This window comes from Actinoplanes sp. NPDC051513 (genome assembly GCF_044454685.1).
Taxonomy (GTDB): domain Bacteria; phylum Actinomycetota; class Actinomycetes; order Mycobacteriales; family Micromonosporaceae; genus Actinoplanes.
On sequence record NZ_JBITDW010000036.1, the window covers coordinates 39,730 to 64,171 of the forward strand.

Annotated in this window: 18 protein-coding genes and 1 pseudogene; 7 read left to right on the forward strand and 12 right to left on the reverse strand. The window is 72.2% G+C overall.

Features of this window, described 5'->3' with window-relative positions; genetic code table 11:
* Positions 1–30: 30 nt before the first annotated feature.
* The 4 genes and pseudogenes from ACIA5D_RS48250 to ACIA5D_RS48265 form a co-directional block, all read left to right on the forward strand.
* Positions 31–1,242, forward strand: coding sequence for an acyl-CoA dehydrogenase family protein (locus ACIA5D_RS48250; protein ID WP_396037459.1), 1,212 nt, complete (start codon positions 31–33; stop codon positions 1,240–1,242).
* A complete protein-coding gene (locus ACIA5D_RS48255) occupies positions 1,242–2,774 on the forward strand; it encodes an AMP-binding protein (protein WP_396037460.1) in 1,533 nt (510 codons plus the stop codon). Before ACIA5D_RS48250 ends, ACIA5D_RS48255 begins: the two co-directional genes overlap by 1 nt.
* Positions 2,775–2,794: 20 nt before the next feature.
* Positions 2,795–4,426: a diguanylate cyclase domain-containing protein gene (locus ACIA5D_RS48260; RefSeq protein WP_396037461.1), complete on the forward strand. Its 1,632-nt coding sequence runs from the start codon at positions 2,795–2,797 to the stop codon at positions 4,424–4,426.
* A 133-nt stretch (positions 4,427–4,559) separates the two neighbouring features.
* Positions 4,560–4,667 (forward strand): annotated as a pseudogene (locus ACIA5D_RS48265) (DNA-binding response regulator); the annotation flags it as partial.
* Between the two features lie 56 nt (positions 4,668–4,723).
* Here the strand turns inward: ACIA5D_RS48265 and ACIA5D_RS48270 are convergent.
* Positions 4,724–5,731, reverse strand: a complete 1,008-nt coding sequence (locus ACIA5D_RS48270; RefSeq protein ID WP_396037462.1) for a serine hydrolase — start codon at positions 5,729–5,731, stop codon at positions 4,724–4,726.
* A 313-nt stretch (positions 5,732–6,044) separates the two neighbouring features.
* Between ACIA5D_RS48270 and ACIA5D_RS48275 the strand changes: the two genes are divergently transcribed.
* The 3 genes from ACIA5D_RS48275 to ACIA5D_RS48285 all read left to right on the forward strand — a co-directional run bounded on the left by ACIA5D_RS48275 (position 6,045) and on the right by ACIA5D_RS48285 (position 8,959).
* Positions 6,045–6,521 carry a sortase domain-bontaining protein gene (locus tag ACIA5D_RS48275; RefSeq protein ID WP_396037463.1) on the forward strand — a complete coding sequence of 159 codons (477 nt, stop codon included), beginning with the start codon at positions 6,045–6,047 and terminating at the stop codon, positions 6,519–6,521.
* 105 nt (positions 6,522–6,626) lie between these two features.
* Positions 6,627–7,880 (forward strand): glycosyltransferase 87 family protein, encoded by a 1,254-nt coding sequence (locus ACIA5D_RS48280; RefSeq protein ID WP_396037464.1) that lies wholly within the window; start codon positions 6,627–6,629, stop codon positions 7,878–7,880.
* Positions 7,877–8,959: a hypothetical protein gene (locus ACIA5D_RS48285; RefSeq protein ID WP_396037465.1), complete on the forward strand. Its 1,083-nt coding sequence runs from the start codon at positions 7,877–7,879 to the stop codon at positions 8,957–8,959. Before ACIA5D_RS48280 ends, ACIA5D_RS48285 begins: the two co-directional genes overlap by 4 nt.
* 11 nt (positions 8,960–8,970) lie before the next feature.
* On the opposite strand, the gene ACIA5D_RS48290 is transcribed toward ACIA5D_RS48285, so the two are convergent.
* The 11 genes from ACIA5D_RS48290 to lhgO all read right to left on the reverse strand — a co-directional run bounded on the left by ACIA5D_RS48290 (position 8,971) and on the right by lhgO (position 24,441).
* On the reverse strand, positions 8,971–13,071 hold the full coding sequence (locus tag ACIA5D_RS48290) for a PAS domain S-box protein (protein WP_396037466.1): 4,101 nt from the start codon (positions 13,069–13,071) through the stop codon (positions 8,971–8,973).
* Positions 13,072–13,110: 39 nt separating this feature from the next.
* The gene (locus ACIA5D_RS48295; protein ID WP_396037467.1) at positions 13,111–14,439 is read right to left on the reverse strand and encodes a jacalin-like lectin; all 1,329 of its coding nucleotides are present in this window, start codon (positions 14,437–14,439) and stop codon (positions 13,111–13,113) included.
* Between the two features lie 142 nt (positions 14,440–14,581).
* Entirely contained in the window at positions 14,582–15,652 is a 1,071-nt protein-coding gene (locus tag ACIA5D_RS48300; RefSeq protein ID WP_396037468.1) for a sulfite oxidase, read from the reverse strand.
* Between the two features lie 18 nt (positions 15,653–15,670).
* Positions 15,671–16,519, reverse strand: coding sequence for an enoyl-CoA hydratase/isomerase family protein (locus ACIA5D_RS48305; protein WP_396037469.1), 849 nt, complete (start codon positions 16,517–16,519; stop codon positions 15,671–15,673).
* A gap of 12 nt (positions 16,520–16,531) precedes the next feature.
* Positions 16,532–17,848, reverse strand: a complete 1,317-nt coding sequence (locus tag ACIA5D_RS48310; protein WP_396037470.1) for a Dyp-type peroxidase — start codon at positions 17,846–17,848, stop codon at positions 16,532–16,534.
* A gap of 7 nt (positions 17,849–17,855) precedes the next feature.
* Complete coding sequence (locus ACIA5D_RS48315) at positions 17,856–18,902, reverse strand: DUF4331 family protein (protein ID WP_396037471.1); 1,047 nt, start codon at positions 18,900–18,902, stop codon at positions 17,856–17,858.
* A 1-nt stretch (position 18,903) separates the two neighbouring features.
* Positions 18,904–19,440: a hypothetical protein gene (locus tag ACIA5D_RS48320; protein WP_396037472.1), complete on the reverse strand. Its 537-nt coding sequence runs from the start codon at positions 19,438–19,440 to the stop codon at positions 18,904–18,906.
* A 103-nt stretch (positions 19,441–19,543) separates the two neighbouring features.
* Positions 19,544–20,578 carry an Ldh family oxidoreductase gene (locus tag ACIA5D_RS48325; protein WP_396037473.1) on the reverse strand — a complete coding sequence of 345 codons (1,035 nt, stop codon included), beginning with the start codon at positions 20,576–20,578 and terminating at the stop codon, positions 19,544–19,546.
* Positions 20,579–20,596: 18 nt separating this feature from the next.
* Positions 20,597–22,249: a thiamine pyrophosphate-dependent enzyme gene (locus tag ACIA5D_RS48330; RefSeq protein ID WP_396037474.1), complete on the reverse strand. Its 1,653-nt coding sequence runs from the start codon at positions 22,247–22,249 to the stop codon at positions 20,597–20,599.
* Positions 22,246–23,121 carry an amidohydrolase family protein gene (locus tag ACIA5D_RS48335; protein ID WP_396037475.1) on the reverse strand — a complete coding sequence of 292 codons (876 nt, stop codon included), beginning with the start codon at positions 23,119–23,121 and terminating at the stop codon, positions 22,246–22,248. The genes ACIA5D_RS48330 and ACIA5D_RS48335 overlap by 4 nt, the downstream gene beginning before the upstream one ends.
* Positions 23,122–23,235: 114 nt before the next feature.
* On the reverse strand, positions 23,236–24,441 hold the full coding sequence (gene lhgO / locus ACIA5D_RS48340) for an L-2-hydroxyglutarate oxidase (protein WP_396037476.1): 1,206 nt from the start codon (positions 24,439–24,441) through the stop codon (positions 23,236–23,238).
* Between the last annotated feature and the right edge of the window lies 1 nt (position 24,442).

The following is a 24,442-nucleotide window of genomic DNA, read 5'->3' on the forward strand; positions in this document are numbered from 1 at the left end:
CGTTTGTCGGCCCGAGGGGTGTCCGCGCGCATGGAGTTCTGGCTCGACCTCAACGAGGAACAAAACGACCTGCGGGAATGGGTGCACGGGTTCGCCGAAGGCGTGGTCCGGCCCGCGGCGGCCGAGTGGGACGAGCGCGAGGAGACTCCCTGGCCGATCCTCCAGGAAGCCGCGAAGATCGGGCTCTACGGCTTCGAGTTCCTCGTCAACACGTGGTCCGACACGACCGGGCTGAGCCTGCCGATCTCCAACGAGGAACTGTTCTGGGGCGACGGCGGGATCGCGATGGCGATCTCCGGCACGTCGCTCGCGGTGGCGGCCATCTACGGGTCGGGAACGCCCGAGCAGCTGGTGGAATGGGTGCCGCAATGCTTCGGCGACGCGGCCGAGCCCAAGGTCGGCGCCTTCTGCTCGACCGAGCCCGAGGCCGGTTCCGACGTGGCGTCGATGCGGACCCGCGCGGTGTACGACGAGGCCTCCGACGAATGGGTGCTGCGCGGGCAGAAGGCGTACGCGACGAACGGCGGGATCGCCAATGTGCACGTCGTGACCGCATCGGTCGACCCTTCGCTCGGATCGCGCGGGCAGGCGGCTTTCATCGTGCCGCCGGGAACGGCCGGACTCGTGGGCACACGGAAGCTGAAGAAGCTGGGGCTGCGGGCCTCACACACGGCCGATGTCTTCCTCGACGACGTACGGGTGCCGGGCAGCTGCCTGCTCGGCGGCAAGGAAGCGCTCGACGAACGGCTCGCGCGGGCCCGGTCGGGGCAGCGGGCCTCGCGGCAGGCGGCGATGCGGACGTTCGAGCTCTCCCGGCCGGCCGTCGGCGCGCAAGCGATCGGGATAGCCCGCGGCGCCTACGAATACGCGCTCGAGTACGCGAAGAACCGGGTGCAGTTCGGGCGGCCGATCATCGAGAACCAGGCCATCGCGTTCGCCCTCGCCGACATGAAGACCGAGATCGACGCGGCCCGGCTGCTGGTGTGGCGCGCGGCCTGGATGGGGCGCAACGACCGGCCGTTCGAGGCCGGCGAGGGATCGATGTCCAAGCTCAAGGCGGGCGAGGTGGCCGTGGCGGTCACCGAGAAGGCGGTGCAGATCCTCGGCGGGGCCGGCTACCTGCGGGACCATCCGGTCGAGCGGATGTACCGGGACGCGAAGATCTACACGATCTTCGAGGGGACCAGCGAGATCCAGCGTCTCGTCATCTCGCGGGCCATCTCGGGAATGCAGATCCGGTAATGAGCGGCCCCTTCGTTCTCGCCACCATGGGACGGCGCGGGCTGCTGAACCCGGGGCCGCCGCACCGGATCGTGCAGCAGTTCGCGGCCCTCGGGAAGTGGGGGTACGGGCTCGCCGGCGAGCTGCGCCAGGCCGCCGCCCGCTCGCCGTCGCGGGTTGCGGTGATCGACGATGCGGGTGCCTCCCTCACGTACGGCGAGCTGCTCGACCGGTCGTCCCGGCTCGCCGGGGCGCTGCCGATCTCGGCCGGTGATCGCGTCGGCGTGCTGTGCCGCAACTCGGCCGCCATGATCACCGTGTTGATCGCCGCCACGTCGGTGGGAGCCGATCCGGTTCTGATCAATACTGGGCTGTCCGCGGCTCAGCTCTCGTCCGTGATCGACGACCAGGGTTTGAAGGTCGTCGTTCATGACGCGGAGTTCGCCGGGCTGTTGTCGGGATTCGTGGGGTCCATCGCGATGGACCGGACCGCCGACATGATCGCCGCGGTGCCGCCGGTGAAGCTGTCGCCGCCGGCCCGGCCGGGGCGGACCATCGTGCTGACCTCGGGAACCACCGGGATGCCGAAGGGCGCGCAGCGGCCCACGCCGGGCGGCTTCAGCCCGCTCTGCTCGATCATCGACCGGATCCCGCTGCGGGCCGGGGCGCGGGTGATGATCGCGGCGCCGCTGTTTCACACGTGGGGATTCGCGGGCCTGCAGATCGCGCTCGCGCTGCGGGCCACGGTCGTTCTCCGGCGCCGCTTCGAGCCCGCAACAGCGCTGTCGTTCATGCGGGAGAACGCGTGCACGGCGCTCATCGCCGTACCCGTGATGCTCCAGAGCCTGATGGAACTGCCACCGGAACTGCCGCTGCCCGCCCTGGAGATCGCCGCGGTCAGCGGCTCCGCCCTGCCCGGCGGGCTGGCGACGCGGTTCATGGACCGGTACGGCGACGTTCTCTACAACCTCTACGGCTCCACCGAGGCGTCGTGGGCGTCCATTGCCACGCCGGCCGATCTGCGCGCCGCGCCCGGCACCGCGGGCCGCCCGCCGCACGGGACGGCGGTGGCGGTGCTCGACGAATCCGGAATGCCGGTTCCGCCGGGGCAGACCGGGCGGCTGTTCGTCGGCAACGAGATGCTCTTCGAGGGCTACACGAACGGCAGCGCCCGGGAGCTTCGCGACGGAATGCTCGCCACCGGGGATCTCGGACACGTCGACCAATTCGGTCGCGTCTATGTCGACGGCCGCGAGGACGACATGATCGTCTCGGGCGGGGAGAACGTTTTCCCGTCCGAGGTGGAGGGATTGCTGGCCGATCTGCCGCAGGTGCTCGAATGCGCGGTGATCGGGGTTCCCGACGACGAATACGGGCAACGGCTGGCCGCGTACGTGGTGCTGCGGGAATCGACGGCCCTCGAGCCCGACGCCATTCGCACATATGTTCGGGAAAATCGCGCGCGCTTCTGCGTGCCCCGCGACATCGTGTTTCTGGCCTCGCTCCCCCGCAACGCCACGGGTAAGGTCCTGAAACGCGAGCTTCCTGAATAACCCTCATTGGATGGTCGCCTATGCCGGACCCCTCGCGGCGCGCCGCACGACTGCTGGAACGGGCGCAGGCCGGCGAGGCCGACGCGGTGCTGGCCGAGGTCGCCGCTTCGCTCGGCTCGCCCGGCGGAGATCTCGCGTGCATGCATTTCGTGCGGGTGGTGGCGCTGATCGTCCAGGGCGACCTGCGGGCCGCGCTCGCCGCGGTCGACGTCATGCTGCGGGTCGCGGAGCGTGAGGGCAGCAACGGCTGGGTGGCGTGCGCGCTGGCGACCCGGGCCGGCGAGAGGCTGCGCCTGGGCGAGGAGGACATCGGCGAGTACGACGTCGACGCCGCGCTGCGCGACCTGTCCGCGGCCGAGTCGGCGCTGCGCGCAGCGTTCGACCCGGTCGCCGCGGTGAACGCCCGCGTGGGCATCGCGGTCGGCTATCTGCAGCTGCGCCTGTACGAGCTGGCCGGCCCGCAGTACGAGGCCGCGTACGCGATCAGCGCGGCCGACGCGGAGCAGAACGGCAACCGTGCGATGTGGCTGTTCAATCTGGCCGAGATGCACCTGCACTGGGCGCTGGAGCTGTACCAGGTCGGCCAGGTCGCGGAGGCGGAGGACCACACGGCCTGCGCGGAGCGCTTCGCCCGGCGGGCCGCCGCCGAGGCGTCCGGCTCGTCGGCGGACACGTGGCGCGAGCTGGCCCTGCTGATGGCGGCGTGCGCCCGCGCCGGCCGCGACGATCCGGCCGGCGCGTCGGTCGACATCGAGCACTACCTCGCGGCGTTGCGCTCGCGCGGCATCGCGCCGTCGATGCTGGCGTTCAGCTGGTCCTTCCGGGCAGTGGCGCTGAAGAGATCGGGCAAACCTGACGAGGCCGTCCGCGTCATCGAGGAGGCCGTCGCGACCCTGCCCGCCGACTCCGGCTGGCTGATCATCGCTGCGACCCACCGCACCCACGCGGTGCTGCTCGCAGCCCAGGGCTCCACCGGCGCCACGGTGGGCCTCTCGTACGGCGACACGCTGGCCGCGTCCCTCTGGCGCCAGCGCCAGCACACCCTGCACACGGCGGCCACGCTGAAGTCGCTAGAGGCCCTGCGCGCCCAGCACGAGCAGGCCACCCGCGCCGCCGACCTCGACCCGCTGACCGGGATAGCGAACCGGCGGGCCTTCGACCGCGCCGTCCGCCGCGCCCAGACGCTGCCGACGGCCCCCAACGCCACCGTCACCGTCCTGATCATCGACACCGACAAGTTCAAACAGATCAACGACACCTTCGGCCACCCCGCCGGCGACACGGCGCTGCGCGCGATAGCCCAGGCCCTGTCGGCCCAGCTGCGCGATCAGGACCTGATCGCCCGCCTGGGCGGCGACGAGTTCGGCGCCCTGCTCCCCGACGCGACACCGTCGGCCGCGGCCACCGTGGCGGCCCGCATGCTGTCCGCCGTGCGGGCCCTGCCCGACTGCCCCGCCACGGTCAGCATCGGCGTCGCCACCGGCCCCGCCATCGCCCTCGGCGACGCCCTGTACCGCGCGGACCAGGCCATGTACGAGGCCAAACGGGCCGGCGGCGACGCGATCCGGTCGCCCCACCGCGAGACCCACCGCTACCTGATCCACCACGAGCCCCCGGTCGCCGAGCCGGACGTCCTCGGCCGCTCCTTCTGAGCCGGCCGCATCGTCGCGCTGAGCCGGCCCGCATCGCCGCGCTGAGCCGGCCCGCATCGTCGCGCTGAGCCGGCCCGCATCGTCGCGCTGAGCCGGCCCGCATCGTCGCGCTGAGCCGGCCCGCATCGTCGCGCTGAGCCGCATCCTCGGCAAGCTCGGCCTGCGCGACCGCGTCCAGGCCGCGATCCTCGCCTACGAGACGGGCCTGGTCGGCCCGTCCCGATCAGCGCCCGAGGCATGACCGCCAACCGCCGGCGGGGAAGGCGGCCGTCAGCCGGTGGTGTGGGGAGGCGGCCGTCAGCCGCCGTTCACCGGGCGGAAGGGCTCGATGCGCTCGGCTCGCGCGGTGCGGGCGAGCGTCGCGGCCGCGCCGGCCGGGAGGTTGTCGAGCATCGTCCGGCCGATCACGGCGTGGGCCTGCACGGCCGGATGCGTCGAGCCGTAGTTGTCGAGGTCGCCCAGTCCCTCGGCGAACATCGCGTACGTCAGCTTCGGCAGGCCGTCGGGGCCGAACATGATGCCGGCCTCGTGGCGCGACGCGCCCAGCGTGTTGAAGTCGGCGCCGTACTTGGTGGCCACGCGGCTGCGCTCCTCCGACGACATCACGCGGCGGACGCCGTCCATGTAGCCGTTGATCCAGCGGGTGATGCTCAGCAGGAACGTGCACGACGCCGGCGACAGCAGGGTCTTCGTGGCCAGGCGCCACAGCAGGTCGTGCATCTCGCGCGGCGTCGTGGTGCCCAGGTAGAAGCGGTTCGGATTGGCCACCGGCTCCACCCGCGTGTGGACGAAGCCCTTCGCGGCCAGGATCTCGTTGATCTCGGCGGCCGGCACGACGCGGCCGCACATGCGTACCGCGGTGTTGTCGGAGACCAGCAGCATCGCGGTCAGGAAGTTGGCGATGGTGATCTGGTCGCCCCAGACGGTGTGCAGGAAGTAGATGCCGCTGCCGCCCAGGATGATGTCGGCCGGCAGATCCAGCTTCTGGCCCAGAGAGAGCTCGCCCCGGTCGATCTTGTCCATGACCGCGGTGGCCACGGCCAGCTTCTGGACGCTGTAGCCCTGCGTCACGTGGTCGGCGTCGTCCTCGACGATCGCGACCGGCGTGCCGGTGGCGTCCACGCCGGCGATATGGGTGTGCCAGGCGCCGCCCGCCTTCGTCTTCTCCCGCTGATACGTCGAGCGGATGCACGCCGGGCCGCTCGCGGCGGCGGACGCCGGCGAGGCCGTCAGCGCGGCGGCAGTCGCGGCGGCGGTCGCGGCGCCGAGGCCCAGCGCGGTACGGCGGGTGAACGAAGTGGACATGTGGCTCCCCGGGAAGGAACGGACATCGGCGGGCGTCAACGTACTAGATCGTGTCACCCGATGTCCGCCCGAACCCGGTTCAATCAGCACCCATGACGACCGACCGGTCCGTCCCGGCGGCCACGGTGGTGCCCAACGGTGGACCCCGGCGCCTGAGGCAGATCACCGACAAGCCTCTTCCGGCGCGCGCCGAGCGGGGTTACCGTGCCCGCAACTCGCGGGGAGATTGCGTGACACCCCGCCACACCCACCGTTCGCCGGGTTCCTCCGCCCACCGGCGCTATCCCACCCATGTGCCGATCGGGAGGACAGCGTGCTCACTGACGCAGGAGGAAGACCGGAGCAGGCCCGGGCCCCCGGGCCGTCCGCGCCGGTAGAGCTGCAGATACCGGCCATCGAATTGCGGACCGCCGTGGTGCCGATCGGGCTTCGGCCGGATCGCACGCTGGATCTGCCGGCGCCCGGCGAGGACGCCCCGGCTGCCTGGTACCGGGGGTCGCCCACGCCCGGCGAGAACGGGTCGTCGGTGATCGCCGGGCGGGTCGACTCGGCCGAGCACGGGCCGGCGGTCTTCCACCGGCTGCGGCTGCTGCGGCCGGGCGACGAGATCCAGGTACGGCGGGCCGACGGGAGCGAGGTGCGGTTCGTGGTCATCGGGGTCGGGCTCCACCCGAAGAAGGCCTTCCCCAACGAGCGGGTCTTCGGGCCGCGCGACTACCCGGTGCTGACCTTGGTGACCAGCGGCGGCGCACACCCCGCGAACGTGGTCGTCTTCGCCCGCGTCGCCTGAGGTCGCTGCCCGCGACCCCGTCCGCCGACGTCCGGGCCTACGCGCCGTCGCGGGCCGGCGACTCGCAAGCCTCATGGCGGGCGCGCGGCAACCGATGCTGCGGGCGTGGAGCGTCTTCGTCGGGTGCCGCCGTGGGTCGGCGGGCTGTTCATCGTGGCCGTGGCCGGGATCTTCGCCGGGATCGGCCTCGACGACGTGCTCGGCGGCGGGGTCGCGCTCGGCATCGACTACCTGCCGCTGCGCCACGCCGCCGAGGCGCTGCTCGACGGCCGGTCGATCTACTCCGACCCGCTGTTCGTCTATCCGCCGACCGCGGCGCTCCTGCTGCTGCCCACCGCGCTCGGCTCGCCGAGCCTCGGGTTCGCCGCGTGGGTGCTGCTCGGCACGGCCGCGCTGCTGTTCGCGGCCTGGCTGATCGCGCGGGAGGCGCCCCGGCACCGGCCGGCGGTCTTCGGCGTCGCGGTGATGGGCCTGCTCGGCGGGGTGATCGCCTACCGGTCGTCCTTCCTGGGCAACCTCAGCGAGCTGCTCGTGCCCGTGGCGGTGGGCGTCCTGCTGGCGTTCCGGCGCGGCCGCTGGACCCTCGGCTGCGCGCTGCTGGCGGCGTCTTTGCTGGTCAAGCCGATGCTCGCCCCGCTGGTGCTGGTGCCGCTGCTGAGCCGCCAATGGTTGCCGCTGCTCAACACGATGGTGCCGGCCGGCGGCCTGCTGCTGTTCGCGATGGGCCTGATGCCCGGCGGCGACACCTTCGTGAGTGTGTTCCGCTACTGCTTGACCGGCACGAACCTGCACGGCGCCAACGCGATCAACAACCTGTCGCTGCGTGGCTGGGCCGAGGGGCAGAACGCGCCCCACCTGCTCGGCGTGGCGGCGTCGGTGGTCGCTCTGGCCGCGGTGGTCGCGGTCGTCGCCCGGCAGAAGCCCTCTCCCGTACGGCTGGGAGCGGCGCTGTTGTTCGCCACGTTCCTGGCCGGCGGGATCTCCGAGGTGCACTTCCTTCTCACCGGCTACGCGGTGGTGCTGCTGTACCTGGCGGTGGAGGGAGTTCCGGTGCGCTGGTTCCTGCCGGGGCTGGTCCTGCTCGCGGCGCCGCAGGGCTACCAGGACCTGATCCTCGGGCCGCGCACCGACGGCCAGAGCTGGCTGGTCACGGCCGAGCTGCTCCTGCTCGGGGCGCTGCTGTTCGCGCCGGCCGTCGCCAGGAAGCCGGCCTTGGCGCCGCAGTCGCAGGCGCCAGCCGTGGCGCAGGCGCCAGCCGTGGCGCAGGCGCCAGCCGTGGCGCAGGCGCCAGCCGTGGCGCAGGCGCCAGCCGTGGCGCAGGCGCCAGCCGTGGCGCCGCAGGCGCCGGCGGCCGCGTGAGCGTGCTGATCCGGTATCGGCGCGCGATCGCGGCGGTGCTGGCGGCCATGCTCGGCCTGCTGACGATGACGCTGCCGCCCGACCTCGTGGACTTCGCGGCGGCCGGCGACCTGCTGCTGCAGGGACGGCTCGGCGAGGTCTACGCGAGCGCGTGGAACCAGGCCGGCCCGGCGCAGTTGCTGATCAGCCGGCTGCTGATGATCGGCGCGGCCCCGGACGGCACGCCCTGGCCGCCGATCGTCGCGCTGTGGGACGCCGCGTTCGTGGCCGGCGCGATGTGGCTCTGCGCCCGATTGTCCCGCCCGGTCGCGGATGTCCGGCGCGAAGCGGTGGCGGGTCTGCTCGCTCTGCTCTGGGTCTGCGCGCCCATGCCGTGGAACGGCCACCCCGCCGAGATCCTGACGCCGGTGCTGTGGGCGTACGCGATCGTTCTGCAACGCCGCGGCCGTGACCTCGCGGCAGCGGGCCTGCTCGCCCTCGGCATCGCGCTCGCCCCGTGGGGCATCCTCGCCGTCCCCTGCCTGCTGGCCGCCGCCCGGCCGGCGCGCGCGGTGCGGACCGGCGTGATCGCCGTGGCCGGCGGCGTGGCATGTTATGTGCCGTTCGCCCTGACCGGGCACTTCGCGATGTTCCGGATCACCTGGACCGTCGGCGGCCGAACCCTCGCCTCGCTGCTGGGCATCACCGAGTTCACCTGGTGGCTGCGCCCGGTGCAGGCGGCGGTGGTGGCGCTGGGCGTGGCCGCGATCGCGTGGCGGCTCCGGAGAAGTGAATCCGCGTTCGCCGCCGTGCCGCTCGCCGCCGGGCTGCTGCGCGTCGGCACCGATCCGGTGGAGCACCCCTACTACTGGTATCCGGTGGCGGTGGCCTCGCTGCTGTTGCTGGCGACGGCCCGCCGGTGGGTCCTCGCGGCGGCGATCGCCTACGCGGCGCTGCTGGCGGAGTCGGCGAACTGGCCGGCGGTCGGCGCGGCGGCCTGCCTGGCGTTGCTGGCGTTCGGCCGGAAAGCCCCCGGCGAGCAGGCCGAACGCGGCGCCGGGCGGTACTCCCCGGCGGTGTTCCAGCAGCAGGTGGGCTGAAGCCGGCGGGACTACCGGGGAAGGTGCGTCAAGCCGCAGGCCTCGAGCGTGAGGACGAAACGCGAGCCCCCGGCGGGGTTGGGCTCGTGGTGGATGTCGCCGTGGTTCGCCTGGGCCAGGCCCCGCACGATGTAGAGGCCCAGTCCCGTCCCGCGCACGCCCGCGGCGTCCCGGTCGGCGCGGGCCATCCGCTCGAACAGGCGGGGCTGGAACTCGCCGGGCACGCCGGGGCCGTTGTCCTCGACGGTGACGTGCGCGGCGCCCGTACGCGTGCCGGTGATTTTGATCGCGGTGGCGCCGCAGCCGTATTTCGCGGCGTTGGACAGCAGGTTCACCATGATCTGCTGGAGGTGCCCGGCGTTGAAGAGCACCCGCACGTCCGGTCCGGCCACCGGCAGATGGTCGAGATCCATCGCCGCCAGCGCGCGCGTCACCTCCGTCCGCAGCCACAACTCCTGCCGGGACGCCGTGATCGTGCCCGCGTCGAGGCTGACCATGGAGAGCACCTCGCGCACGATCTCGTCGAGCCGTGCCGCCTGCCGCCCGATCGTGCCGACCGCCCGGTCCCGCTGTGGGCCCTCCAGGCCTTCGGCCAGGATCTCCGCGTAGCCGCGAATCGACGACAGCGGGTTGCCGATCTCGTGGCCGAGCATGCCGATCAGGTCGAGCTTGAGCCGGTTCGCCGCCTCCAGCTCCTTGTTGCGCTCCGCGAGCGCGGCGGCGGCCTGATCACGGGCGTTCTCGGCGGCCCTGCGGCCCGAGATGTCGGTGACGACGCCGATCAGGTTCTTCGGGCTTCCGGCCTCATCGCGTACGAGGGAGATCGTCGCCGCCACATCGACCCAGTGCCCGTCCCGGTGGCGCAGCCGTCCCTCGTGCGTGCAGGCGCCCTCGTCCCCGGCGTAGAGTCCCGCGATCTGGCGCCGCGCGGCCACGAGGTCCTCGGGGTGTACGAGCACCTCGTCCGGGATCGCGGCCAGCTCCTCCGGCGTGTAGCCGAGCATCCGCGCGTACGCCGGGTTGACCTGCACGTGCGAGCCGTCGAGGCTGCGGATGATCTGCCCGGCGGCCGAGTTCGCGAACTGGGCCCGGAACCGCTGCTCGCTCTCGGCCAGGGCCTTCTCGGCGGCGCGGGCCGCGGTCACGTCCGTGTTGATCTCGAGAACCTGCGGGTCGGCGCCGGCCCCCGGGCGGTGCAGCACCTGGCGGCTGAGCACGGTGACCGTGCGGCCGTCGGCGGTGCGGTGCTCGATCTGCCCGGCCCAGTGCCCGTCGTGCTCGAGGCTGTGCCGCACGTCGGCCTCCCGCCCGCCCGCCGGGAAGGAGGTGGTGAGCAGGCGGTGCACGTTCTTGCCGGCCACCGCGCGCTGCGACCAGCCGTACAGGGCCTCGGCTCCGGCGTTCCACCAGCGGATCGTCCCGTCCGGGTCGCGCACGATCACCGCGGCCGGGATGAGCGCGAGCAGCCGGGCGTGCCGGCGCAGCTCGGCGTCGGCGGCCCGCTTCTCGGTGATGTCCTCGACCTGGCTGACCAGGTAGAGCGGATTGCCGTGCCCGTCGCGCACCGGCGCCCCGCACAGCGACACCCACACCGCGTGCCCGTCCTTGTGGCGGTAGCGCAGCTCGGTCCGGTAGGACCCCAGACCGGTGGCGACCGCCGCGCGCACGGTCTCGTCGCTCGGTACGTCCTCGGCGACGATCAGATCCTTGTACGTCATCCGCGTCAGCTCCCCGGCGTCGTAGCCGGTGATCGCCGTCATCGCGGGGTTGACCTGCAGATATCGTCCCCGGTCGGTGGACGACATGCTGATCAGGGTCAGGCCCAGCGGCGAGTTCTCGAAGGTCAGCCGGAACCGGGTCTCGCTGGCCTCGAGCGCCGCCAGCGCCCGGGTGCGCTCGGCGAGCAGCTCGGCGTTGCGCTCGGCGTCGTCGGCGTGCCGCAGCGCCGACGAGAGGCTGTCGGCGAGCAACGCCAGCTGCTGCTCGTCGGTGTCGTCGAAGACGTGCGACCGGGACGCCGAGATCTTGAGGCAGCCGATGACCCGGTTCTCGGCGTGCAGCGGGGCGATCAGCATCGAGCCGATGCCGAGGCGCTCGCAGGCCTCCCGGTTGACCCGCGGGTCGTCGGCGGTGTCGGCGCAGTGCGCGGGCGCGTCGGTGACGAGCACCCGGCCGCTCAGCGAGCCGGCGATCTTGATGCGGGTGCCGGCCGCGGGGGCGAGCGTGCCCGCGGTGGCCTGGTAGTAGAGGACGTCGCCGTCCACCAGCTCGAGCGCGGACCCGTCGGCCGCGTCGAAGAGGTCCACGGCCCGGTCGGCGACCACGCGCAGCGCGTCGTCGCGCACCCCGGCCGCGGCGGTGACCTCGCGCTGCACGGCGAGGGTGGCTCGCAGCCGGCTCAACTCGCGATCGCGGGCCGCGGCCGCGGCCCGCTCGGCGGTGATGTCCTGCAGCTGCACGAGCCGCCAGCGCCGGCCGGCCGGTCCGGGGATCAGCGAGAGGGTGACCCGGGTCCAGGCGATGAAGCCGTCCGGCCGCACCAGGCGGTTGTCGTAGGTGACCTCGCCGGCGCCGCGCAGCAGCGCGAGCCGGGCCCGCGCGGTGGCCTCGATGTCGGCCGGGTCGGTGATGTCGCGGTGGGTGAGACCGGCCAGCTCCTGACGGGTACGGCCGGTGAGCGTGGCCGCGGCCGGGTTGGCGCGCTGGAACCGGCCGTGCTCGTCGGCGATGAGCAGGCCGATCGGGCAGCCGTCGAACGCTGTGCGGAACTGCTCCTCGCTGCGGGCCAGGTCGGCGCGGGCGGATCGCTCGGCGGCGCGCTCCTGCTCGAGCGCGTGCACCGCGTCGGTGGCCTGCCGCAGCAGGTCCTGCTTGTGCGCGGCGTCGGCGGCGTGCCGCAGCGCGCCGGCCAGGGCGTCGGCCAGCAGGGTGAGCTGCTGTTCGTCGGCGTCGCCGAAGGCGCCCGGGCACCGGGAGGCCACGACGATCACGCCGGCCGGGCCGTCCGGGGTGCGCAGCGGCGCCATGACCAGCGAGCGGACCCCGATCGCCTTGCTGAAGTCGTGGTTGGCGCGCGGGTCGTGCCATGTGTCGTCGCAGCGCACGGCCGCGCCGGTCGTCATCGCCAGCCCGGCCAGCGACCCCTCGAACGGCTTGGGCGGGATGCTGCGATCGGCGAGCGCGCCGGTGCCGGCGACCGTCCGGAGCATGCCGCCGCCGGAGTCGAGCAGCTGCACATTCGCCGCGTCGCCGGCCGGGAGCACCTGCAGCGCCCGGTCGGCCATCAGCCGCAGGACGACGTCCTGGTCGCGGGCGGCGGCGATGACCTCGCGCTGCACCGCGATCGTCACGCGCAGGCGCTGCGCCTCGCGGGCGGCCTGTTCCTCGGCGAGCTCGCGCGCGGTGATGTCTTCGCACTGCACGAACCGGTCGCGGGTGCCGTCCGGGCCGGGAATGGTGGTGAGGCCGACGCGAGCCCGCACGACCGTGCCGTCCGGGCGTACGTAACGCTTGTCGAACCCCGACGCCGCCGCGGGATCCGCGGCAACCACCTGGCCCTCCCGCTCGCTCGCGGACCGGTCGTCGGGGTGCGTGAGCTCGGCGAAGTGGCGGCCGATCAGGTCGTCGGCGGACCGTCCCATCAGCGCCTCGAAGGCCGGGTTCACCCGCTTGAGCCGGGCGTCCTCGCCCGCGATGGCCGACGCGATCGGGCTCGCGTCGAAGGCCGCGCGGAACTGCTCCTCGCTGCGGCGCAACGCCCGCTCGACGGCGACCGCGCCGGACCGGTCGACGATCTGGGCGAGCCGGTGATCGTCGCCGAGCGAGGTCACCCCGACCAGGCAGGCCACCTCCAGCCCGTCCTTGCGCAGCAGCCGCAGCTCTCGCTGCCCGGCGCCGGCCAGCGCGCCGTGATCGCCGGGGTTCACCAGCGAGGCCAGCGACCGGCCCTCGAGCTCCGGCGCGGGGTAGCCGAGCAGCATCAACGCGGCCGCGTTGACCCGGACGACGATGCCGTCCGGGTCGAACACGGCCATGCCGATCGGCGAGGTGTCGAACAGCGACCGGAACAGCGCGTCACTCTCGGCCGGCCGGTCCAGGTAGCCGACGCTCACATCCGTCCGTTCGGCCGGTTCTTGCCAATGTTGAGCCCCTCAGCGCTTCGTGTAGATCAACCCCAACTTGTCGACCTCGTCGCCGGCGCGGCCGTGAAAGCCGGCGATCTGCCAGCCGCTGGGCGCCGTGCGGGTGACGCAGTCCGAGGTGGTCGTGCCGCCGGAGAGGGTGTTGCCGGTGCTGGTGGTGAACTGGGCGTAGAAGATGCGGGTGGTGTCGCCGTACTTGCCGCGGCAGAGCTTCACCGAGGTCACGTACTCGCCGCTGCCGAGAGCGAGCGACTTCGCCGTGCCGCCGGTCCCGCCGTGCGCGAGCACCGCGCCGGTGGTGAGGGTGAGGCTCACCTGGTCGACGCGGCTGCCGGCGCGCAGGCTGATCGCGCCGGCCCGAGCGGCCGCGGGCACGGCGTCGATGTCGGTGTAATAGGCGCCGTGCGGGCCGCCGAACTGCTCGCTCAGCTGGTAGGCCGCGCTCGCCGACCAGGAGAACTTCACGCTGATCGGGTCGTGGTCGCTGAGCATCAGGCCGGAGGACGTCTCGAGGAAACCGGCGTGCTCGTTGTGGTAGCCGGTGGCGGTGAGCGTGACGAAGCGGCTGCCGCGGTAGAGAACCTTGTCGACGACCTCGCAGGTGTCGGTGACGGCGCTCTCGTCGCAGACCAGCGCGTCGCTGCCGATCGGCGGCGCGACGCCGCCGCGCTCGAGCTGCACCCAGGCGTCGGTGAGGCCGTTGCGCTGGGCGAAGGAGGCGATGGTGTCTCCCGTACGCGTGTAGCGGGCGTTCGCATCGCCCATGACGATCACGGCGTTGCCCGGGGAATGGGAGGCGATGAACGCGGTCAGCTGGTTGAGGTTGTCGGCGCGGGACGTCAGGTCGCCGCTGCTCGTGCCAGCGTTGGTGTGGATGTTGTAGAGGTCGACGTAGACGCCCTCGGCGAGCCGCTCCCGCATGAAGGTGAAGCCCTTGGGGGTCAGGCAGTCACCCGAGTCGAGCTGGCACGAGTTCCACCGCACCCGCTCGAAGTCGTCGGTGTCGTACGCGTAGTCGCTCAGCGTGTTGAGCCCGCTGCCGATGCCGGCGCCGCCGCTGGTCGGCGTCCGGTACGGGTGGGTGTCGGCTGCGTACAGGCTGGCGTGGTAGTTGAAATCTTCCTGCACGTGCACGAGGTCGAACGGCGCGAGCCGCCCGCCGATCGCGGTGGTCGCCGTGCCGCGCGAGGTCGGCGCGCTGGACAGCCCCTCGGGGAGGCCGGCGACGTTGTAGGTGAGGGCGGTGAAGGCGCCGCTCGCGGCGAGGGCGGGCTGCGGAGTCATCAGCACCGCGGACAGGGTGACGACGACGGCCAGAGCGGCCGTGATCCGGGACATGTACCGGACAGTAGGTTTCGACGATCGTCAATAGAACCGTTCTGGTAAAACTCAAAGGTGAAAAAAGTTTGCGTTCACCGGTGGTTCTCCGGGCGGCCCTCGACATGCCCGACCATCGGACGATCCGGCCCGCGGCGGCGTCCTAGCGCACTTCCACGTACGACAGCTCGACCGCGTTGTTCCCGTAGCCGAGCCGGTTCCACGGCGGCACCTCGGGCTGGATGTCGCCCGAAGCGTCCCGGGCGCGCGCCCGCAGGCTGTGCCGGCCGGGCGTCGCCTCCCACTCGTAGCTCCACTCCTGCCACTGGTACGGGCCCGCCGGCTCGACGTTCACCGGGCTCCATTCGCTGTCCCCGGTGAAGCTCAGGCCCACCTCGACGATCGGCCCGGATCCGGACCACGCCTTGCCGCGGATCGTGTACCTGCCCGCGGGGATCGTGGTCCCCGGCGCCGGGTCGATGATCCGGGCCCGCACCCGCATGAGCGTCACCGGCTCGAACGGCCGGTCCGGCCATTGATAGATGTAGTGGCCGGTCTGGAACTCCCCCGCGAACGGCGACGTGATCACGTCGATCCGCTTGAGCCACTTCACCGACGCCACCGCGTACCAGTGCGGGACGACCAGGCGGAAGGGTGCGCCGTGGTCGGGCACGAGGGGCTCGCCGTTCATCTCGTACGCGATCAGGATCTCGGCCGCCGGGTCGGCCGCGTGAGCCAGCGGCAGCGAGCGGACGAACGTCAGATCGGCGTCGGCCGGTTCGAGGACCGAGGTGAGGTGGTACTTGCCGCTGTCGGCGCCCTCGCAGCGCAGCTCGACGCCGTCCGCCCCGGGCTGGGCCCGGCGCAGCACGTCGGCGAGCCGGGCGCCCCGCCATCGGGCGGTGGAGACGGCGTACCCGCCCCACGGCTCGCCGGTGGGCAGCGGTCTTATGTCGAGGCGGCCGTTGCCCGCGCATTCGAGGGTGACGGCGTGCTCCACGGCCGGCAGGGAGCGCAGGTCGTCGACGGTGAGCGTGAGCGGGTTGCCGACCGCGCCGCCGACCTGGAGGGTGCCGTCGTGGTCGGGCAGGGCGAAGTTGCTGCGGACGTAGTGCAGCTCGGTCGGCGTGACGGCGTCCCGCAGGCCATCATGGGGCGCCTCCGCGTTGAACGGCTCTTCCTTGATCATCGTGAGGGCGGCACGATTACGGGCGATCGCATCGGTGAGAGTCATCGGGGGCGCTCCAAGTCCTCAGTAGTCGGCGTCCTGGAAGGTCGGGTCGCGGTCGTCGTTGAAGGCGCCGATCCCTTCGACGCGGTCCGGGTGGACGGCGGAGCGCCAGTGCGCCTCCATCATGATCGAGATGGCCTGCTCGATCGGCTGCCCGTCGCCCATGCGGACGGCCCGCTTGACCGCCTGCACGGCCGTCGGCGAGTTGCTCGCGATCTTGGCGGCGATGCGGTGGGCGGCCGGCATGAGGTCGTCCGGCGGGTGGATCTCGTTGACCATGCCCAGCCGGTAGGCCTCCCGGGCGGTGATCGGGTCGCCGGTCATGAGCATCTGCAGCGCCTTGCCGGGCGGCAGCGCCCGGGGCAGGAACACCGGCGAGCCGCCCCCGGCCGACAGCCCGATCATCGCCTCCGGCTGGCCGAAGGTGGCGTTCTCGGACGCGATGATGAAGTCGGTGCTCTGGGCGATCTCGGAGCCGCCGCCGTACGCGATGCCGTTGACCGCCGCGAAGATCGGCTTGCGCAGCTGGCGGAGCGTGTAGAGCGTGCGGTCGAAGTCCTGTCGCTGGCGCAGCCATTGCTGCTTGGTCATGCTCTTGCGCTGCCGCAGGTCGCTGCCGACCGAGAAGGCCCGCCGGCCGGCGCCGGTGACGATCGCGACCCGCACCGACGGCTCGACGGCGATCGTCTCGAGGACCTCGGTGAGCCGGGCGCCCATCGCGGTGGTGATCGCGTTGTCGGCCGGCGGACGGTTCAGGGTGATGACGGCGACGGCGCCGCCGGCGGCGTACTCGAGCAGCACCGACTGACCGGGGTCGGCGTCGTCGGGAGCGGGCGGTCCGAAGTCGAGGGGCTTCCAGCGTTCGGTCATCAGGTCTCCCGGTCACGTCGTGAGGCCGGCCAGCCAGCGCAAACCGCTGAGGCTCGGCGCGAAGCAGTACTCGCCGCCGCGGGTCACCACGAACGGCGGCAGGTCGCGCAGCCGGCGGCGGATCGGCCGGCGCGGGATGGTGAAGATCCCGGCGCCGTCGTGCGGACCGACGAGCGGGTCGCTCTCCTGCGGCGCCCCGATGAAGATCCCGTCGTTGATCCACTGGGTCTTCACGAACTCGAACTGCCGGCGGGGGTGGGCGCCCGCGAAGACGAAGATGATGCCCCGGTCGGCGCCGTCGTCCTCGAGCACGCCGTCCGGCAGCATCGGGCCGTAGCTGGTGCCGCGGCGGATCATGCGGTGCAACCGCACGTCGACGGCCCCCTCGTGGTCCAGGGCGTCGCGGGGGTTCGCCCGCCGGGCGTGCGCGCCGGCCGGGCATTTGAGGCCACGCACGTCATCGCCGTACGCGAAATCGTTGTTGCGCCGGGGATCGGCGCCGAGCTCGGGATCGTCCTTGTCGGGCGTGAGCGCGAGCGGCGCCCCGCTCTGCCAGCGGCCGACCATCTTCGCGCCGAGCAGCTCCTCCTCCCGGCGGTCGGCGGCACGCTCGCGCAGGTAGCGCCGGTAGGCCGCGACCCGGGTGTGCAGCTTGCGGAAGACCACGTAGGTGCCGTTGCGGCCGAGCACGTCGGGAACCGGCATCGGCGCCGTGCTCCCGGTCTCGTCCGGGTAGCCGAGGACGAACTCGCCGGCCTTGATCGGCGACTCGCCCGGCCGCTCGGCGAGGCCCTCGACCGACGGCTGGCCGATCCCGTCCTTGAAGCCGAACGACGTGCGGCCGGTCGGCAGCTGATAGCAGTCCTGCCGCCAGATCACCTCGACGCCGGGGAACTCCTCCTGAGCCGCGCGCGCCCGCGCCACCGCATCGTCGAGGGCGTCCCGGTCGGGCGCGAGGGTGGCGAGCGCGATGTGGACGTCCGGGCTGCCCAGCGGCGCCTCCCAGTGTTCGGGGCCGCTCTCGCCGACATCGCCGAGCTGCTCGGCGCGGGCGGCCATGCCCTGCCGGAACTCGGGGGCGAAGCTCTCCAGCGACTCCTCCGGCACGCCGAGCGCCCTCAGTCCGTGGTAGGTCAGGGCCACGGTCAGCCAGGCCGGGGGCGTGCGGCCGACGACCGCACGGGCGGGCGAGAGCAGCGGGATCAGCCGCCGCAGGAGGTCGCGGCCGTCCTGCCGGTCACTGACGTGCAGCAACACGTACGTGCCGACGTACGGCGAGGGCCGCTCGTGCAGGGCGCCGGCCTGGATGTCGTCGAGGTCGAGGGTCATGTCGTCCCTAGAGGTGTGCGGGCGGCTGCGGAGGCTCGGGATTCGGGTCCGCGAGGTACGGGAACACTCGCGAGGCCGGCCGGGTGCACCGGTCGACGCCGTCGCGGATCACCGGGCCGTGTCCGGCGTTGACGAGGAACGTGAACAGGGTGTCCATCGCGTCGTCGTTGAGCGCCCGCCCGCCGCAGGTGCGGTGCTCCTCGCCGGCCAGCGCGGCCCGCTCGATCTCCAGGAACGACCCGCTTTCCCGGTACGGCCGGCGCGTGTCGACCACGAGCCGGTCGGCGAGGACGAGGCGGGTCAGCGGGTGGTCCCCGGCGCCGTCCACGGGCCAGTCGACCTTGCCGTCCAGGCGGTCCCAGAAGGCGAGGTTGGCGTTGAGCCGCGCCCGGTAGGCCCCGAGGTAGCCGTCGCCGAGGTGGTAGGCGTCCTCCATGTTGTAGAGGTCGCGGATCTCGAGGTCGCGGTTCACCGGGTCGAACTGCTTCGGTCCGAGCAGCAGGTTCTTGACCTCGGGCCGGCCGGTGCGCTCGATCCGGACGTTGAGCCGGCCGCGGGTCAGGGTCTCGGCGACGACCCCGAACAGGCCGTGGCCGCCGAACACCCGCGCGCAGTCCACCTCGGCGACGATGCTCAGCACGTTCTTGCCGTCGAGGTAGATCGACGCGGGGTCGGTGAACGCCAGCTGCCCGCTCGCGACCGTCTTGAGGGCCGCGGGGGCGTCGAGGAAGAACGGGTCCCAGCGGGGGCCTGCGAAGACGCGTACGCCGTCGCCTTCGCCCGTGACGGCGGGGACGCCCCGGTCGTCGAACACGCAGTCGATGACGTGTTCCCGGTCGCCCGAGCCGGACAGCACGGACTCCGGCGTCAGCGGGCGGAGCCGGAACCGGTAGATCAGGCCGTCGCTGTGCCGGGCGTCGGGCGGGGCGAACGGCAGGGTGTTGAGCACGAGGACCAGGTGCCCCGGGGTTTCGGGACTCGGGAACGCGTACACGTCGGTGATGTCGGCGATGGGCTCGGCCAGAGCCCGCGGTCCCGAGATGTGATCGGACATCTCAGTCGGCGGCCTCGGCGAGCAGCGGCGCCAGCGCGGGCGCCTCGAGCAGCTCGGCCGCGGCCGGATCGTCGAGCACCTGCTGGAACGCCCGGTTGACCCGCTCGGCCTTGCGGATCTGCTTGACCGTGCCGCCGTAGTTGCGGGCGTAGCCGCCGGCGCTCACCTGGGCGCTGAGCACGAACTTCTTGACCGACTCCAGGTCGGGCAGGCCTTCATACCCCTCGACGTGCCGGAAGATCGCGTCGAACAACTTGAGCGGCTTCGAGGCGAAGTCGTCCATGTACGAGTCCCACGGCCCGTCGAAGCTGGTCGCGAATAGCAGCCGGGTGTCGTCATCGAACGGCACGAACCGCGCCTCATGGATGACCGCGATCGGCAGCTCGTAGTCGCCGGGCCGGTAGCCGGGCGACTCCTGCAGCGCGCGCAGCGCCTCGCGCAGCGCCGGCCCGTGTCCCGGACGGACGTGGAAGAAGAGGGTGAACTCGCTGGTCGGGCCGGCCTGGATGCCCGGCTCGGACGAACCTGCTGCGGTCATGGTCTGAGTATTCGGAGGCCGCGTGTTCGCGCGCCTCACCCGTGCGGGATGACTCCCGGGGCGCATCACCCGATTCAGACGATGGCGCGCGACAAGCCGTGGGTCAGGCCGGTGTGGGCGGCGTGACGCCGAGCTTCCCGGCCGCCACCTCGAGCTCGCCCCAGACCTTGGGCCCGACCGGGATGCCCTCGGCGGCCCGCCTCCCGGCGATCGCGGCGCTGTTCTGCCCCGGATAGCGGATCTCCCCCGTGGCCGGCAGTCCTTGCAGCGCCGTGAGCGTCTGCGACACGTGCTCGGTGAACGCGGCCGGGTCGCCGAACGCCGCCGGGTCCAGGGCGAGGATCAGCGCGTTCTGCCGATGCACCCGCCCCTGCGGGTCGTCCGAGTGGAACGACGACACGATCGGCGCGCCGACGAGCACGCTGGTGATCAGCTCGAAGACCAGCGACATGCCGGCGCCCTTGGCCCCGCCCAGCGGCAGCGGCATCTTGGCCAGCGCCGGGTCGGTGGTCGGCGTGCCGTCCGCGGTCGCCGCCACGCCCTCGGGCAGCGTCCGGCCGGCGTTGCGGTACTGGGCGATCTTGCCCAGCGCGATGCTCGCGGTCGCCATGTCCAGCAGCACGGGGTTGGACCCGGCCGTGGGGACGGCGATCGACAGCGGGCTGGTCGCGACCGCTGCGCCGGTGACTCCTGGGTAGCTCATGTTCGGCATGCCGGCGACGAAGGCGATCCCGACCAGCCCCTGCGAAGCGATCCGGGACGTGTAGTAGCCGACCGCGCCGGTGTGGACCGTGCGGCGCACGCCGACCGCGCCGATGCCGACCGCGCGGGCCCGGCGCACCGCCTCGTCGGCCGCCGCTGTCAGCGCCACCGGCCCGGGCGCGCGGTCGGCGTCCAGAACGGTCACGCCCGACGGGCCGCCGGCGAAGCTCATCTCGGGCGTGGCGTTGGCCTCGCCCGAATCGAGCAGCTCCAAGTAGCGCGGTACCCGGGCGACGCCGTGCGAGTCGACGCCGCGCAGGCTGGCCCACAGCAGCACGTCGCGGATGGTCCGCGCGTGGCCGGGGTTCGGGACTTTCGCGCCCAGCAGGGCGTCGACGAATTCGCCCAGTTCGGCGGCCGGGATCACGACGGGCATGGAGCAGCTCCCCAAGGACTAACGCGAGACGCGGACGTTGACGATCGCTGTGGTGCCGTTGCGCACGGATTTGAGGGCCCGCTCGAGGGCCGGCCGCAGCTCGCCGCCGGTCGAGACCGTCTCGCCGTGCATGCCGAAGGGCTCGGCGAAGGCGGCGAGCGAGGGCTGGTCGCTCAGGTCGTTGCCGAGGAACTCGCCGGTCTCGACGGCCGCCCCCTGCGGGTAGAAGCGCAGGTGGTTCATCTTCATCGAGCGGTACTCGTGGTTGTTGTAGACCAGGATCAGCAGCGGCAGCCCGTTGGCCTTGGCCGCTTCGAGCGACGGGATGACCGGGTTGTAGAGGAACGCGCCGTCGCCGATGGTGAGCACCACGGTCCTGCCGGGGGCGGCCAGCTTGACCCCGAGCGCGACCCCGATGCCCTGCCCGAGCCCGCCCTGGACGTAGAAGTAGCTGTCCGGGGTGGTGCGGCGCAGGTGGCGCTGGACGACGCGGCTGTGCGTGATGGTCTCGTCCACCACGATCGAGTCCTCGCCGATCAGCTCCCGCAGGGTGGCCGTGACGGTGACCGGGTCGAGTCCGGTCGCTTTCTCCTCGGCCTTGCGCACGGATTCCGGCTCGGCGCTCTCCCAGGTGCGGCTGGGCGCGGGGCCGGCCTGGGCGGCCAGGTCACGCAAGGTCGCGGCGACACCCCCAGACAGGTACGCGTCGGCGCGAAGCACCTGGTAAACGATGTGTGGCCGCTGCGGGACGTCGTCGATCACGACGATCTTCGCGCGCGCGGGCCGGCGGCTCGGCGGGTAGAACGGCGCCCGGCAGTCGACCAGGATGATCAGGTCGGCCGTGTCCACCCACGGCTCCAGGTCGCCGCCGGCGTGCAGCTCGTGGTCGCGGGGGAAGTTCGCGCACACCGCCGAGTTCGGCTCGACCACCGGAACGCGGTAGGCGGAGGCGAACGCGACGAGGGCATCGAGACCGCCCTCCTCCCGGCCGGTCGTCTCGGTGACGATCACCGGGTTCGCCGCGGCCTTGATCAGGCCGGCGACGGCCGTGACCTCGGCGGGCGAGCTCACCGTCGTGCCCTGCGGCACGACCCGGTGGATCGGCGTCTCTTCCCACGGCTCGAGCAGCACCTCGAGCGGGACGTTGAGATAGACCGGCCCGGCGGGGGCGTGCGCCGCGAGCTCGGCCGCCCGGGTCACCATGGCCGGCAGCGTGTGCACGCTGGCGGCCTGGCTGCTCCACTTAGTGAACGGCGCCGCCATCACGTGCGGGCCGCCGACCACCGACAGGTTGCGGTACCACTGGCCGCCCGGGTCGGGGCCGGGCCCGTCGCCGTAGGTGGTCGACTCGGAGGAGGCCACCACCATCGGCACGCCGGCCAGCAACGCGCCGTGGATCGCGACCGACCCTTGCAGCAGGCCGGGCCCGGCGTGCAGCAGCACGCCCTGGCCGCGGCGGGTCACGAGGCCGTACCCGGTGGCCATACCGACCGCGACCGTCTCGTGGGTGAGGTCGAGGTAGTGCGGGCAGGGCACGCCGTCGCGGTGGCGGCGGGCGATCGACTCCCACACCGGGGCCCACTCGGAGCCCGGCGAGGAGAAGATGTAGTCCGCGCCCGCCGCCATGAAGGCGCTGATGACGGCGTCGCCGCCGTCGGTCGTGCCAGTCATCTGGCCGAGTCCTGCGCGGTGATCGGCCAGTCGAGGCACTCCGAGATGCCCCGGCCCATGATCCACTCGAGCTCCTCCGGCGTGAAGTCGAAGTGCTTGGTGAACTGCTCGATGGTCTCGACGTAGCTGAGGCCGTGGCCGAGCAGCCGGGTGATGTCGGTGCCCCAGAAGCAGCGCTGCGGGCCCATCTTGTCGACCATCTCGCGGACGTACTTCTCGATGTTGAGGTTCGGGAACGGCTGGGTCGAGTAGCCGGGGATGGCCGAGACCTTCACGTAGATGTTCGGGTGCTGGTGCAGGTCGGCGGTCTCCTGCACCCAATAGCCGATCGCGTCGTCCACGCAGCGGGCCATGATTCCCATGTGATCGATGATGATCTTCAGCCCGGGGTGGCGGGCCGCGATCTGGCCCAGTTCGGCCTTCCAGATCGGGGCGTGCACCATCGTCGGGATGCTCAGCTCCTCGGCGATCGGCCAGTACCAGTCGTTGGTGCCGTCGATCATCCAGTTGCGGTCGATGGGCCGGTGGAAGGTGAGGCGCGTGCCCTTCACGTACGGGTTCTGGGCGAAGTCCCGGAGCATGGCCTTGCCCTCTTCGGGCTTGTTCTGCGGGATTCGCGCCATGATCCCGAACCGCTCCGGGTGCGCCTCGCACGCCTCGAGCGCGTAGTCGATGCGGTCGCCCTCCCAGGACGGCGGGAGGATGAGAGCCCGGTTGACGCCGGCCTCGTCCATCAGCGCGAGGCACTCCTCGTAGCTGAACGGGTCTTCCCGGTGGCCGTTGAGCCGGATGCGCTCGCGGGCGCCGGGGACCCACGGGCGGTCCGGGGTCTCCTCCTTCCAGATGTGCACCTGGGAGTCGACGACGAACATGGGCTCTTCCTTCCTCTGCCGGCCTGCGTGCCGGGGTGGACTTTGACGCTAGAGATGCGAACGGGCGTTGCTAAGTCCGTGGCGCGCAAGCGGTTGTTGCACGAAACGTGGGGGTTAGCCGGCCGTCCTGCCCTCGATGACGTCCATCACGTGCTCGGCGATGGCCATGCTGGAGGTGGCCGCGGGCGAGGGCGCATTGCGTACGGCGGTGACGGCGCCCAGCCGGTGGATGCGGAAGTCGTCGACGAGGCTGCCGTCGCGGTCGAGGGCCTGGGCGCGCACGCCGGCGCCGGCGCGGACGACGTCGTGGACGCCGATCTCCGGGACGTAGCGGCGGGCGGCCTTCATGTACGCCCGTTTGGACACCGACCCGTACATCTCCTTGATGCCGGTCTTCCAGTGCTGACCGGCCATCTTCCACGCGCCCGGCCAGCTCGCGATCCCCCACAGGTCCTTCACGGAGAAGTCGCTGAGCCGGTAGCCCTCGCGGGCGGTCGCCAGCACCGCGTTCGGCCCGACTTCGAGCGTTCCGTCGACCCGCCGCGTGTAATGCACCCCGAGGAACGGATACCGCGGGTCGGGAACGGGGTAGATAAGGCCGCGCACTATGCCAGATTTATCAGTATTTACTCGCATGTATTCCCCGCGGAACGGGATGATCCGCGGGGCGGCACTGTCTCCCGCCAAACCCGCGACGAGATCTGACTGGATGCCGGCGCAGACGATGAGCTGGTCCACGACGATCTCGCCGGCGGGCGAGCGCACCGCCAGCCCACCGGCGGCCTGCTTGACCGCCGTGACCGGGAAGTTGAACCGCACCTCTCCCCCGGCCGCCACGATGTCCTCGGCGAACGACTCGGCGATCTTCACGTAGTCGGTGATCGCGGTCTTCGGCGAATACAGCGCCGCGAGACCGGCGCCGTGCGGCTCGATCTCGCGGATCTCCTCGGGGCCCACCCGGCGCAGCCCGGGCACGAGATTGACCCCCGCCCGGGCGGCCAGGGCGTCGAGGCGGGTGACGTCGTCGGGCGTCACCGCCACGACCAGCTTGCCGCACTCGTCGTACGGAAGATGCCGTTCGGCGCAGTACTCGCGGAGCATGGCGCCGCCGCGGGTGCACAGCAGCGCCTTGAGGCTGCCCGGCTTGTAGTAGATGCCGGCGTGCACGACGCCCGAGTTGTGGCCGGTCTGGTGTACCGCGACCCGGTCCTCCTTCTCCACCACCACGACCCGCGCGCCCGGCCGGCGTCTGATGAGCTCCCGGCCGATGGCCAGGCCCACGATGCCGGCGCCGACGATGCCGATGGTCTCGTCCGCCATA